This window comes from Archangium sp. Cb G35 (assembly GCF_001896145.1).
Taxonomy (GTDB): domain Bacteria; phylum Myxococcota; class Myxococcia; order Myxococcales; family Myxococcaceae; genus Archangium; species Archangium violaceum.
The window spans coordinates 352,916-364,980 of sequence record NZ_MPOI01000003.1; the positions used below are offsets into that span (position 1 = coordinate 352,916).

The 12,065-nt window shown below is 69.5% G+C and carries 13 protein-coding genes; 6 read left to right on the top strand and 7 right to left on the bottom strand.

Annotated elements, in window-relative coordinates; translation table 11 throughout:
• The first annotated feature begins 174 nt into the window (after positions 1-174).
• On the top strand, positions 175-1,071 hold the full coding sequence (gene nhaR, locus BO221_RS11970) for a transcriptional activator NhaR (protein ID WP_073560548.1): 897 nt from the start codon (positions 175-177) through the stop codon (positions 1,069-1,071).
• 103 nt (positions 1,072-1,174) lie between these two features.
• Here the strand turns inward: nhaR and BO221_RS11975 are convergent, their stop codons facing one another.
• Positions 1,175-2,827 (bottom strand): amidohydrolase, encoded by a 1,653-nt coding sequence (locus tag BO221_RS11975; RefSeq protein ID WP_233165927.1) that lies wholly within the window; start codon positions 2,825-2,827, stop codon positions 1,175-1,177.
• Positions 2,828-3,013: 186 nt separating this feature from the next.
• Between BO221_RS11975 and BO221_RS11980 the strand changes: the two genes are divergently transcribed.
• Positions 3,014-3,415, top strand: a complete 402-nt coding sequence (locus BO221_RS11980; protein ID WP_073560549.1) for a polyketide cyclase — start codon at positions 3,014-3,016, stop codon at positions 3,413-3,415.
• Positions 3,416-3,522: 107 nt separating this feature from the next.
• Here the strand turns inward: BO221_RS11980 and BO221_RS11985 are convergent, their stop codons facing one another.
• Positions 3,523-3,726, bottom strand: coding sequence for a hypothetical protein (locus tag BO221_RS11985; protein ID WP_073560550.1), 204 nt, complete (start codon positions 3,724-3,726; stop codon positions 3,523-3,525).
• Positions 3,727-3,934: 208 nt separating this feature from the next.
• Between BO221_RS11985 and BO221_RS11990 the strand changes: the two genes are divergently transcribed.
• The 3 genes from BO221_RS11990 (at position 3,935) to BO221_RS12000 (ending at position 7,595) form a co-directional block, all read left to right on the top strand.
• Positions 3,935-5,236 (top strand): glycosyltransferase, encoded by a 1,302-nt coding sequence (locus BO221_RS11990; protein ID WP_073560551.1) that lies wholly within the window; start codon positions 3,935-3,937, stop codon positions 5,234-5,236.
• A gap of 284 nt (positions 5,237-5,520) precedes the next feature.
• Entirely contained in the window at positions 5,521-6,831 is a 1,311-nt protein-coding gene (locus tag BO221_RS11995) for a nodulation protein NfeD (protein WP_369864748.1), read from the top strand.
• Entirely contained in the window at positions 6,828-7,595 is a 768-nt protein-coding gene (locus BO221_RS12000; RefSeq protein WP_073560553.1) for a slipin family protein, read from the top strand. The genes BO221_RS11995 and BO221_RS12000 overlap by 4 nt, the downstream gene beginning before the upstream one ends.
• 6 nt (positions 7,596-7,601) lie before the next feature.
• Here BO221_RS12000 and BO221_RS12005 read toward each other — a convergent pair whose 3' ends face one another.
• From BO221_RS12005 to BO221_RS12025, 5 genes are all read right to left on the bottom strand, one after another.
• A complete protein-coding gene (locus BO221_RS12005; protein ID WP_073560554.1) occupies positions 7,602-8,324 on the bottom strand; it encodes a YsnF/AvaK domain-containing protein in 723 nt (240 codons plus the stop codon).
• 66 nt (positions 8,325-8,390) lie between these two features.
• Positions 8,391-9,008 carry a hypothetical protein gene (locus BO221_RS12010; protein ID WP_073560555.1) on the bottom strand — a complete coding sequence of 206 codons (618 nt, stop codon included), beginning with the start codon at positions 9,006-9,008 and terminating at the stop codon, positions 8,391-8,393.
• A 193-nt stretch (positions 9,009-9,201) separates the two neighbouring features.
• Entirely contained in the window at positions 9,202-10,320 is a 1,119-nt protein-coding gene (locus BO221_RS12015) for a hypothetical protein (protein WP_073560556.1), read from the bottom strand.
• Positions 10,317-10,841, bottom strand: coding sequence for a DUF4365 domain-containing protein (locus tag BO221_RS12020; RefSeq protein ID WP_083680971.1), 525 nt, complete (start codon positions 10,839-10,841; stop codon positions 10,317-10,319). Before BO221_RS12020 ends, BO221_RS12015 begins: the two co-directional genes overlap by 4 nt.
• 104 nt (positions 10,842-10,945) lie before the next feature.
• On the bottom strand, positions 10,946-11,443 hold the full coding sequence (locus BO221_RS12025; protein WP_073560557.1) for a DUF2721 domain-containing protein: 498 nt from the start codon (positions 11,441-11,443) through the stop codon (positions 10,946-10,948).
• 139 nt (positions 11,444-11,582) lie between these two features.
• On the opposite strand from BO221_RS12025, the gene BO221_RS12030 reads away from it, so the two are divergent.
• Entirely contained in the window at positions 11,583-12,065 is a 483-nt protein-coding gene (locus tag BO221_RS12030) for a helix-turn-helix domain-containing protein (RefSeq protein ID WP_073560558.1), read from the top strand.

The window sequence follows — 12,065 nt, forward strand, 5'->3', positions numbered from 1 at the left end:
CGGCGATTTACGGGGACTCGGTCCTCCCGTCAAGCTGGTTCTTCAACTCCCCTCTACTTCTCCCCCTTCCCCCCTCCCCCGCTCGCACGCCCGGCCTCCCTCCCTCCGTCCTTCCACGCACCACCCGTGCGTTTCTCCGTTAGATCCTCCTCTGTCCTCCCGGAGGCCCCTCGCGTGAGCTGGCTCAACTACCACCACCTCCTCTACTTCTGGACCGTCGCCCGCGCCGGCTCCATCGCCAAGGCCAGCCAGGAACTCCGCCTCGCCCAGCCCACCATCAGCGCCCAGCTCAAACTCCTCGAGGAGTCGCTCGGCCACAAGCTCTTCGAGCGCCAGGGCCGCCGCCTCGTCCTCACCGATGTCGGCCGTACCGTCCTCCGCTACGCCGAGGACATCTTCCGCCTCGGCAACGAGCTCAAGAACGTCGTCAACGGCCTCCCCTCCGGCCAGCACCTCCGCTTCGCCGTCGGCGTCACCGACGTCATCCCCAAGCTCGTCGCCGAGCGGCTCCTCGAGCCCGCCTTCGATGTCTCCCCAGACATCCACATCACCTGCAAGGAAGGTCCCCTCCCCCAACTCCTCGCCTCCCTCGCCCTCCACGAGCTCGACGCCGTCATCGCCGACGCCCCCTCCTCCGAGCCCGTCAGCATCCGCGCCTTCAACCACCTCCTCGGCAAGTGCGGCGTCTCCTTCTTCGCCTCCCCCAAGCTCGCCCACCTCGCCAAGGGTTTTCCCCGCTCCCTCGACGCCGCCCCCATTCTCCTGCCCTCGGACTCATCCTCCGTCCGACGCTCGCTCGAGCTCTGGTTCGACTCCCAGGGCGTCCACCCCCTCGTCGTCGGCGACTTCGACGACAGCGCCCTCCTCCAGGCCTTCGGCCAGCGCGGCCACGGCGTCTTCGCCGCCCCCTCCATCATCGAGGCCGAGGTCTCCCGCCAGTTCAACGTCTCCGTCATCGGCCGCACCGATGACATCGAGACCTGCTTCTACGCCATCTCCGTCGAGCGCCGGCTCCGGCACCCGGCTGTCGTCGCCATCGCGGAGACCGCTCGCTCACGGTTGTTCGGGTAGGGGCCTGGTGGGTGAACCCGGGGCCCGTGGCACCCTCACCCCGTCCCTCTCCCGGAGGGCGAGGGGATATTGGGCGGAGAGTTGGGAACAGTGAGGGCTCCGGTTAGTGGGAACGGTGCACCTCACGGCCGTCCACCACCGTGGCCACCACCTTCGCGTCTATCAGTGACTTCGCGTCGTCCAACACCGGGTCCACCGATAGCACCGTGAAGTCCGCGTCCATCCCCTCCACCAGCCTCCCCCTCCGCTCCTCCGCGAACGACGCCCACGCCGGCCCCACCGTGAAGCCCTCCAGCGCTTCCTGTCCCGTCAGTCGCTCCTGCGCCTGCCACCCGCCCTCCGGCTTCCCCGCCGCGTCCTGACGCGTCCTCGCCGCGTACAGCCCCGACAGCACGTCCGGGTTCTCGATGGGGAAGTCGCTCCCCAACGCCAACACCGCCCCCGCCTCCTTCAGGCTCTTCCACGCGTACGCCCCCTTCAGCCGCTCCGCCCCCAGCCTCGCCTCCGCCCACCCCATGTCGCTCGTCGCGTGCGTCGGCTGCACGCTCGCCACCAGCCCCGCCTCCCCCAGCTTCCGGATGTCCTCCGGCCTCAATATCTGCGCGTGCTCCACCCGGTGCCTCAGCGGCTTCGTCCCCGTCGCCGCCGACGCTCGGATCAGCGTGTCCACCACCAGCGTGTTCGCCCGGTCTCCAATCGCGTGCACGCACACCTGGAAGCCCCGCTCCATGAAGGCCCACGTCCTCCTCGCCAGCTCCTCCGGCTCCATCAGCAGCAGCCCCATCTCCCCCGGCGCGTCACTGTAGTCCTCGTGCAGCGCCGCCCCTCGCGAGCCCAGCGCCCCATCCAGCAGGAACTTCACCGCCTTCATCTCCAGCATCCGCCCCCCGTACGTCCCCAACTCCAGGTACGTGTGCCGGTCCTCCCCCTGCCCGTCCGCCATCGCGTACACCCGCACCGGCAGCCGCCCCGCCATGTCCCACGCCTGCAGCTTCCGGAACGTCCGCAGGTCCATCCCCGCATCGTGCACCCCCGTCAGCCCCACCTGCGCGCAGCGCTCCAGCGCCGCCGACAACCGCGCCTCCAACTGCTCGTCCGTCGGCGGTGGCACCACCTTCGCCACCAGGTCCATCGCGTTGTCCACCAGCACCCCCGTCGGCTCCCCCTTCCCGTCCCGGAGGATCCGCCCTCCCGCCGGGTCCGGCGTCTCGCGCGAGATTCCCGCTCGCCTCAGCGCCTCCCCGTTCACCCACGCCGCGTGGTGGTCCACCCGCGTCAGGTACACCGGCGTCCGCGGGAAGCGTGCGTCCAGCTCGCTCCTCCCAGGGAAACGCTGGCCCGGCCACCCGTTCTGGTCCCATCCCTTTCCAATCAGCCAGTCGCCCTGGAAGCTCGTCGCGGGCGCCTCCGCCAGTCGCCGCACCACCTCGTCCACCGAGCCCGCTCCCTCCAGCCTCGCCACCGTCAGGCTCCTGCCCAGCCCCGCGATGTGCGCGTGTGCATCCACCAGCCCCGGCACCACCACCGCGTCACCGTAGTCGACGACCCGCGCCCCCTCGCCCGCCGCATCCAGCACCTCGGCCTTCGTCCCCACCGCCACCAGCCGGCCTCGACGCACCGCCAGCGCCCGCGCCTCCGGCTTCCGCTCGTCCAGCGTCCGGATCCGGCGTGCCACGTAGACTGTCGTCTCCACTCGCGCTCCCTCGGGCGCCCTCCGGGCGCACCCCGCCCCCAGTACCAGCAGCAGTGTCCCCATCAGGGCCACCTGTGCCGCACCTCGGGCTCTCGTTCCTGCTCCGTGTTGGGATGATCGTCCCCGCATCGACGCGCCACTGTGCGCCAGCCGCTCGCGCCTGTCACTGACACCGTGGGCCTCACGAGGCTTCCCGCCCGGCCGGCAGGTGATTACGTACCTGCAAGGCTCGTCGCAGGAGGTACCGCCATGGCGAAGGAAGACACCGTGAGGCATCTGCGCATCGGCATCGCGCGCCCCCTCGACGCCGTCTACGCGTTCGCGTCCAATCCCATGAACCTGCCGCGCTGGGCGAAGGGGATCGGTGGCTCGGTCGTCCGCGACGGTGAACAGTGGCTCGTCCAGACGCCCCAGGGCCCGGCCCGGCTGCGGTTCGCGCCCCCCAATCCGTTCGGCGTCCTGGACCACTCCGTCAGCCCGGCTCCAGGTATCGAGGTCTATGTCCCCCTGCGCGTCATCGCGCATGGCTCGGCCAGTGAGGTGGTGTTCACCCTCTTCCGGCAACCCGGCATGACAGATGCGCAGTTCGCACAAGACGCCGCGATGGTGGAACAGGACCTGGCGGCACTGAAGGCATTGCTCGAAGCATAGGGGGTGCACCCGGGCTCAACCCGGGGACTCCGGCACCCTCACCCCCGACCCCTCTCCCGGAGGGCGAGGGAGAGGGTCCACGGTAGGGCTCCTGTTCTCGCCTGGGGTCAGGGAGGCGTTCCTCCGTCCGAGTCCGTCGGCAGCGCGAGCGGACCCGCGGGCCCAGGCGGCTCCGCCGGCACCAGCTGCGCATCCTCCTTCTGCGCCGGATCCTGGATCGGCATCGCGTTCTCCGTTCCCGGTGGCTGCGTCGTCCGGCAGGCCAGCAGGGAAACGACCACTCCTATCGTGATGAGCAAGGCACGGCGCATGCGTCCTCCTGAAAGCATCCCCCTCCCACCGTAGGGAGCCCCTCCCTCCTCCGCAACGCGCTCCTGCTCCGCTCCGTCCTCCATCGGATGCACGCGCCCCGAGAGGCGCTCGCCTCATCGTCTCCCGCTCCACCCTTCAGGCTCCTCCCCCCCGCCTCCCCTCGCCTCCGTCGTCACCTTTCTCCCGAGTCTCGTGGCGGGAGGCCCCATGCTCGACGTCATCGACATCGGTGACAGATCCCTCGCGGCGTACCGGGGTGTCGCCCCCGATGAGCTGCTCGAGGAGCTCGTGCGCGTCTCCCAACGTCTTCGCGGCGCCCGCATCCTCCACCTCAACGCCACCTCCTACGGCGGCGGCGTCTCGGAAATCCTCCGCTCCTGCGTCCCCCTCCTCAAGGACCTCGGACTCCAGGCCGAGTGGAAGATCATCCGCGGCGACGACGCCTTCTTTCAAATCACCAAACGGCTCCACAACGGCCTGCAGGGTGCTCCCGGCGAGCTCTCCGAGACCGAGAAGGCCCTCTATCTCGGCAACGCCCAGCTCAACGCCCCCCACCTCGCCGAGGGCTATGACTTCGTCATCGTCCACGACCCCCAACCCGCCGCCATCGCCGGACTCGCCCGCCACCGCGGCTCCCGGTGGATCTGGCGCTGCCACATCGACACCTCCCACCCCAATCCCGCCATCTGGGAATTCCTCACCCCCTACCTCGCCGCCTACGACGCCGCCGTCTTCACCCTCGAGAACTTCATCCCCCCTCACTTCCCCATCCGCCGCGTCGCCATCATCCCCCCCGCCATCGACCCGCTCAGCCCCAAGAACCTCGCCCTCCCCAAGGCGCTCGCCCGCCACATCCTCGAGTGGATCGGCGTCCGGCTCGGCCAGCCCCTCGTCACCCAGGTCAGCCGCTTCGACAAGTGGAAGGACCCCCTCGGCGTCGTCGCCGCCTACCGGCTCGTCCGCCAGCTCATCCCCCAGCTCCAGCTCGCCCTCGTCAGCTCCATGGCCCTCGATGACCCCGAGGCCTGGGACATCTACGAGAAGGTCCGCGCCGACACCGCCGGAGATCCCCTCATCCACGTCTTCACCAACCTCGTCGGCGTGGGCAATGTCGAGGTCAATGCCTTCCAGTCCCTCTCCGACGTCGTCATCCAGAAGTCCCTGCGCGAGGGCTTCGGGCTCGTCGTCTCCGAGGCCCTCTGGAAGGGCACCCCCGTCGTCGCCGGACGCGTCGGCGGCATCCCCATGCAGATGCCCCCAGGCACCGGTGGAATTCTCGTGGACAGCATCGAGGAGTGCGCCGAGGCGCTGCTCCACCTGCTGCGCCATCCGCGGACCTCGCGGGCCCTCGGGGAGAGCGGCCGCGAGCGCGTCCGCCATCACTTCCTCACGCCCCGGCTGCTTCTCGATGAGTTGCTTCTGCTCGAGCGGCTCGCCGGAGAACAGTCCCGGGAAGACCCTCACCCCAGCCCTCTCCCAGAGGGAGAGGGTGCCGCCACGGTGGGATGATGGAGAGCGCCGGCTCGTCTGTGGCACAGGTGACATCTGGCCGCTGAGAGACGTACTCGGTTGGATGGTGCCTTCCAGGGAGGGGCGACACCACGACGCACAGTGGATACGTGGTCCAGGCTGATTCACGGACTGGAGTACGGGGACCGATACCCTCACCCCGTCCCTCTCCCGAGGGGAGAGGGGAAGTGGGCGGGGATGTGGGCCGGGATGTTCTGGCGGGGTGTTCTGGCGGGGTGAGAGGCGGTGGCGCGATGGGCGGGTCTCGGCGTTCGGTTTGGACAGTGCTCCTGCTGGGGCTGCTGCTGCTCGGTCAGACGGCCAGCCGTGCGGATTCTCCCGCTCCTCCCGTCGTCTCCCGCTGCGTCCTCGATGGCACCGTCGATGCCGGCTCCCGCGCCTTCCTCGTCGATTGTGTCCGCCGCGCCCACGAGGCCGGTCATCAGGCCCTCCTCGTCCGCCTCGACACTCCCGGCGGCGAGCTCGAGTCCACCCGCGACATCGTCCGCGCCTTCCTCGGTGCCCGCATCCCCGTCCTCGTCTGGGTCGGTCCCTCCGGCGCCCGCGCCGGCAGCGCTGGCGTCTTCATCACCCTCGCCTCCCACCTCGCCGCCATGGCGCCAGGTACCAACATCGGCGCCGCCCATCCCGTCGTCGGCCTCACCGGCCAGGACCCCGAGGACGCCGGGGGCAAGGAGATGGCCCGCAAAATCGAGAACGACGCCGTCGCCTTCGTCGAGTCCATCGCCAAACAGCGCGGACGCAACGTCGAGTGGGCCATCCGCGCCGTCCGTCAGAGCGAGAGCGTCCCCGCCGAAAAGGCCCTCGCCCTGAATGTCATCGAGCACATCGCCCCCACCCAGGAGTCCTTCCTCGAGTGGGCCCATGGCCGCTCCGTCACCATCGGCGACTCGCCCGTCACCCTGCGCACCGCCAACGCTCACATCGTCGAGCTGCGGCCCTCCTTCTCCCAGCGCTTCCTCCACGCCCTCGCCCAGCCGGCCGTCGTCTACATCCTCTTCCTCCTCGCCGGCCTCGGCATCGCCGTGGAGCTCACCCACCCCGGCCTCTTCGCCCCAGGTCTCATCGGCGTGGTGTGCCTCGTGCTCGCCCTGCTCGCCTCCTCCGCCCTCCCCGTCCGCACCGGCGCCATCGTCCTCATGCTGTTCGGCATCGCCCTGCTCGTCGCCGAGCTCTTCGTCACCAGCGGCCTGCTCGGCGCCGCGGGCTTCGGGCTGCTCGTGCTCGGCGGCGTGTTCCTCGTGGACCGCTTCGACCCGGAGTGGTTCCTCGACAGCCCCCTGCACGTTCCCCTGCGCACCATGCTCCCCACCGCCGTCTTCGTCGCCGGGGCCGCCATCTACCTCGCCTTCCGCGCCGCCGAAACCCGCCGCAAACCCCAGCTCGCCGGAGACGTGGGCCTCGTCGGCGAGGTGGGCCAGGTGCTCGACGCCGTTTCTCCCTCCGGCGGCGAGGTGTTCGTCCATGGCGAACGCTGGGCCGCCGTCTCCTCCGCTCCCCTTCCCGCAGGTGCCCGGGTCATCGTGCGCCGCGTGGAGGGGCTCACCCTCTTCGTCGATGAGGTGACTTCATGACCGATTTCTTCGGCGCCCTCGGGCTGCTCATCCCCCTGGGTATCCTCGTGCTCGCCTTCCTCTCCGGCGTGCGCATCGTCAACGAGTACGAGAACGGTGTCGTCTTCCGGCTCGGCCGCTTCGTGGGCATCAAGCGCGCCGGCTTCCGGTGGATCATCCCCTTCGTCGAGCGCATCGTCATCATCGACATGCGCACCGTGGCTCGCGACGTGCCCCCGCAGGATGTCATCACCCGGGACAACGTCAGCGTGAAGGTGAACGCCGTCGTCTACTTCCGCGTCATCCACGCCGACAAGGCCGTGCTCCAGGTGGAGGACTACCTCTACGCCACCAGCCAGCTCGCCCAGACCACCCTGCGCGCCATCCTCGGCCAGGTGGAATTGGACCAGCTCCTCTCCGAGCGCGACCGCATCAACCGCGACATCCAGAAGGTGCTCGATGCCCACACCGACCCGTGGGGCATCAAGGTCTCCAACGTGGAGGTGAAGCACATCGACCTCCCCGCGGAGATGCAGCGCGCCATCGCCCGCCAGGCCGAGGCCGAGCGCGAACGCCGCGCGAAAATCATCGCCGCCGAGGGCGAGCACCAGGCCGCCGAGAAGCTCTCCCTCGCCGCCGAGGTGCTCGACCGCAACCCCATCACCCTCCAGCTCCGCTACCTGCAGACCCTGGTGGAGATAACGGGCGGCGGCAACCAGACCATCATCCCCATCCCGTTGGATTTGATACGGGCGCTCGGCATCCAGCCGAAGTCATCCGAGTGAGGTGAATCAGTGCGAGCGCGTGTCCGGCCGCGCGTCGTCCACGACCACTTGCGCGTCGCCCTCCTCCTCCACGCGCGCCACCTCGTGGCGCAGGGGCACCTCCTCCGTCCAGGTGCGCCGCTCCACCGCTTTCTTGAGGTGCACCTCCTCGTAGACCACGGAGCGCTTCACCACCTCCACGTCCTCGCGCCACAGCGGGATGACCTGCTCGAACGCCTCGAACGCCCCCGCGGTGATGCCCTCCGGCGCGGCGGTGGCCCCCGGCTGCACGGGCAGGCGCTCCACCACGAGCTCCTCGCGCCGCACCTCGACGGTGAGCTGCTTCAGCTCCGTGCGCACCACCTTGCGCACGCGCACCGCTCCCACGTCGCGCATGTGCAGCAACGGGTACGCGTCCTCGCGCGCCAGCGGCACCCGCGCCTCGTCTCCCTCCTCGCGCACGCTGGCTCCGGAGGCCTCGCGCGCGATGGACTCCCGTGATGGGCCGGGCTCGCGCAGGGGAGTCCCGGTGTGCGTCTCGCGCAACGCGGCGCCCTCGAGCAGCCGCACCTCCCCATCCGTCACCGTGCCCACGTCACTGCGGGAGATGGTGAAGCGCTGCGGCCAGAAGAAGCCGCGCTCCACCACCAGCGCCCCCGCCTCGAGCCCCACCAGCGTGCCCAGGCGCCTGCCATCCACCCCTCGCACCACGAGCCCCGTCCGTAGCTCCGCCGTCCCGTTTCCAGCCATGACCGTCCGCTCCTCGGTTGCCTGCCGTGTCGTGCCGCGTCCTCACGGGTGTCCCACTTCGTGACCTCAGTGCAGGTCCTGGTCCGGACGTCCCGTGTCCTCGTGGGCTCCGGGCCGGCGGCCTTCCGGAGCGCCCCGCCGTGCCGTGAGCACCTCGCGCCACCGAGAACGCGCCTGGGAGACCCGGCCCGGCTCGTCCACCGGGTGCGCCCCGGTCGAGGACACCAGGGGCCGGCGGACGCTCCCGTGCAACCCACGCGGCGCGGAAAGACGTCCGGCCAGCAGGGCTCGACCGAGCGCCGCGCCCACCACCGCGCCCACCACCGACGCGAGCCCGCTCCACCCCGGCTGCGGCAGGACGCCGGCGCTGCCCGGTCCCACCATCGCCGCGAGCAGGAGCGCGCCCGCCCAGGAGAGCAGCCCGTGCAGGTACGCGCCGAGATTGCCGCGCTCGCCCGATGCGGAGGCTCCCGTCCACGCCGCCACGCCCGCGGCGAGCAGCGGCGCCACCACCCACCACAGTTGCCGCCCGAGCCCGGCCTCCTCTTCCACCAGCGCCCGTGGCACGTCCCCGAAGCGCAGCAGCACCAGCCACACCGCCGCGCCCAGCAATGCGCCCGTGGCCACCGCGCCCCAACGCACCCCGGGTAGGGTGCGGAACGTCCTGCGATGCGTCTCGTCCATGGTGTCTCTCCTCACTCGGGAGTAATGGTCGCGAGCACCCTGACGGGCGCTCCGCTGATCACCATGTGCAGTGCACGCCCCCAGCGCAGCACTCGCCGGGAAGCCCCGCCTCGCTACATCGGGAGGGCGTCCAGGCAGCAGGGGCTACTTCACCCACCAAGAGGGCGGGCGGACGAGCACAGCTCACGAAGCGCTACGGAACATCGGCGAGCAACTCGAAGCCCGACGGGTCCTGAAGCTCGAAGCGCCGCCCTGTCTTCGTCAAGGTGCCGAAGACACGCACCTGCAATCCATCACGATGTGCATTGGTAGCGGCGGCATAGTCCGCTCCCGAGAGGCGCACGTGTATCTTGGCGCTCCCGTAGTCCTCTAGCTGGGTCGCGAGGATCACTTCTCCTGGGAGCTCTGGCCCCTTTTCCGGCCGCTCCAAACGAACAACGAAACCTTCCACTTCCAATCCGGGAACCGGGGTGGTCTCGCGCAGGGCTCGCGCGGCCTCGGAGAACATGCCGAACACGCCCTGCTCGAACCGGACCTTCGAGCGCGACAGCACCAGCTCCGGGCGCGCGCGGGACCAACTCATGTCTATTTCCACGAAGGAGCGCTCCCCGCCGGGACGCATGTCAGCGAGTGCTGTGAGGAAGTTGGAGCTGACCCCACTCTGTGCCCGATCCAGCAACGTCTCCGGCTCGCCAGCCTCGACACTCCGGGACGTCTCCACCAGCCCGCCCATCAAAGTCCTGGTCACACGGCGGGCATAGGGCTCTTCCACCTCCGGGCCACCGACTGGAGGATCCACAGGTACCAGCAGCGACGTCACGTAGCTCCCCCGCTCCGTCTGGGTCTCGCGGCAGTCGCGCAGCAGGTCGAGCGCGGAGGATTGAGAAAGCCGGGCGAAATGCCGTTGGGGTTTCAGCGCGGAGTGGGCAGAGGCCAGGAAGAGCTGCCGGGCCGCCACTCTCAGCCGGATGGAGTCATCCAACGCAATGGTCCCCGAGCGCGTGCTCTCCGAGAAGATGCGGAAGCGGATGCGGTCTCCCGGTGGGATGAGCAGCTCATCGAGGATCTCGATGAAGGCCCTGTGCTCGAAGCGCGAGAGCACGTCGATCAACTCAGCCGTCCGCAAGGCGTAATCGGAGAAGGCCGGATCGAGCAACACCCGGACCTTGAGCGCGGTGTCCTCCATCACATGGACGTACTCGGCCACATGGCCCCGGGGCTCACCCCGAGGGCGCCATCCCTTCAGGCGGAGGTACTGCTGCACGTCCGATGGCCGGACCGCATCGATTCCTGGCACGAGCGAGACGTTCATGGCGCTTCACCCCGGCTCACCCGCTCCATCATCGACATCAACTGCTCGGGAGAGAAGACATTGGCACGGGGAAGACGAACCCGTTTGAACTCGGAAGTGGTGGGCGGCAACCCCGCCATCGAGAGCCAATAGGCGCACCGGCGGAGGATGAGCGCTTCCGTACCGTGCTCCACCCATTGAGTCTCCAGCTCGGGCAGGACGAGCACCACCAGGAGCTTGGGGATCGAGGAGCGGGCGCGCAACTTGTCGTAGTGGGTCCGCGTGAGCTGCCACACGATGTGGTCCTCATACAGGTGGCGTCCGTCGCTCGTGCACTTGAGTTGGAGATCAAGCCGAGGGTCCTCCAGGGTTCCCCCACCCAAGGCGCTGCTCGCTCCGATGCTCACGTCAACACAACCCTGGTCCTGGGACCACGACCCCACGGCGAATCCGCAACGCGCCGCGACGGCGTGGACATAGGCCCTGCTGAGTTCCTCCTTCTGCTGCTCGGGAGTCATGGTCACCTGACAGGTATTGACCATACCCCTACCTCTGCCGTCATGTCGACTCTCGAGTGGGCACCCTGCAGGCAGACCCTCACCCCAGCCCTCGCCCAGAGGGAGAGGGAGCTCACAGCGAGTGACGCTCACTGCCTCCGCTCGCCGCCGGACCCGGGCGGAAGGACGACACCGAACATCTCGCGCTTCTCCAGCTCGAGCGCGGCGCGTCCCAGCCGCAACGACGCCAACGCGAACAGCGCCACGGCTCCCAGCAGCAGCACGCCCACCGAGAAGGACATCACCGGCAGCACGTCCGGCACGCCGAAGCGCCGCTGCGACAGGTACAGCAGCGACGTCACCACGAACGAGATGAGCGCCCCGTAGGCCATCGCCATCGCCCGCGCCAGCAGCCGGTGCCTCCGGTCCAGGATGCCCACCTCCAGCCGCAGCACCTCGCGCCTCGGGCTGTCCTCCGGCAGCGAGCGCCACTCCTTCAGCATGTCCCGCGTGCGCGACGTCATCCGGGCGATCTGGTTGTCCAGCCCCGTTGCCAGGATGCCGCACGCCGACACCATCACCGCTGGCGTCACCGCCGCCCCGATGACCCGGATGGAGGAGATGTCCACGCCGCCCGTCGCGTCCATGCCCCTCTCTGTCCCACTCGCTCCCCCACCACGCAAGCCAGGTCGCCTGCCCTCCTACATCCCGACACTGGCTTCATGACAGTGACAATTCACCACTGACATCTTGACACCACAGGTGTCGGGTCTTACTGTCAGTGGCGTGAGCACGACGAACACACGCAAGGAGTGGAAGCTGACGGAGCTGGCGGAAGCGGCGGGCGTATCCCCGCGCACCGTGCGCTACTACGTCCAGCGCGGGCTCCTGCCCGCCCCGCCCTTCAAGGGGCCGGACACCGTCTACGGGGAGGACCACCTGGTGCGCCTCAAGGCCATCCGGGTCCTACAGGCGCGGTTCCTCCCGCTCGATGCCATCCAGGTGGAGCTGGCACGGCTGGGCCCCGACGAGCTGAAGGCGCTCGCCGAGTCCGAGCCCACCGCCCCACCTGCCGCCCCCGCCTCGCCGCCCCTCCCCGGGCCGGTGAAGGCCGTGGCCCCTCCCAGCCCCTCCAGCACGGTGACAAGCTGGCAGCGGTGGGAGCTGGCACCAGGGCTGGAGTTGCACCTCGCCGACACGGCGGACGCGAAAACCCGGGCGCTCGCGGAGCGAGTGCGCGCCCTCATCCAGGAGTCCCAGGAAAGGTAG

Coding starts and splice junctions, on each gene's coding strand:
- BO221_RS11975 (WP_233165927.1), bottom strand. CDS start 2,827: ATGGGGACACTGCTGCTGGTACTGGGGGCGGGGTGCGCCCGGAGGGCG.
- BO221_RS11980 (WP_073560549.1), top strand. CDS start 3,014: ATGGCGAAGGAAGACACCGTGAGGCATCTGCGCATCGGCATCGCGCGC.
- BO221_RS11985 (WP_073560550.1), bottom strand. CDS start 3,726: ATGCGCCGTGCCTTGCTCATCACGATAGGAGTGGTCGTTTCCCTGCTG.
- BO221_RS11990 (WP_073560551.1), top strand. CDS start 3,935: ATGCTCGACGTCATCGACATCGGTGACAGATCCCTCGCGGCGTACCGG.
- BO221_RS12000 (WP_073560553.1), top strand. CDS start 6,828: ATGACCGATTTCTTCGGCGCCCTCGGGCTGCTCATCCCCCTGGGTATC.
- BO221_RS12005 (WP_073560554.1), bottom strand. CDS start 8,324: ATGGCTGGAAACGGGACGGCGGAGCTACGGACGGGGCTCGTGGTGCGA.
- BO221_RS12010 (WP_073560555.1), bottom strand. CDS start 9,008: ATGGACGAGACGCATCGCAGGACGTTCCGCACCCTACCCGGGGTGCGT.
- BO221_RS12015 (WP_073560556.1), bottom strand. CDS start 10,320: ATGAACGTCTCGCTCGTGCCAGGAATCGATGCGGTCCGGCCATCGGAC.
- BO221_RS12020 (WP_083680971.1), bottom strand. CDS start 10,841: ATGGTCAATACCTGTCAGGTGACCATGACTCCCGAGCAGCAGAAGGAG.
- BO221_RS12025 (WP_073560557.1), bottom strand. CDS start 11,443: ATGGACGCGACGGGCGGCGTGGACATCTCCTCCATCCGGGTCATCGGG.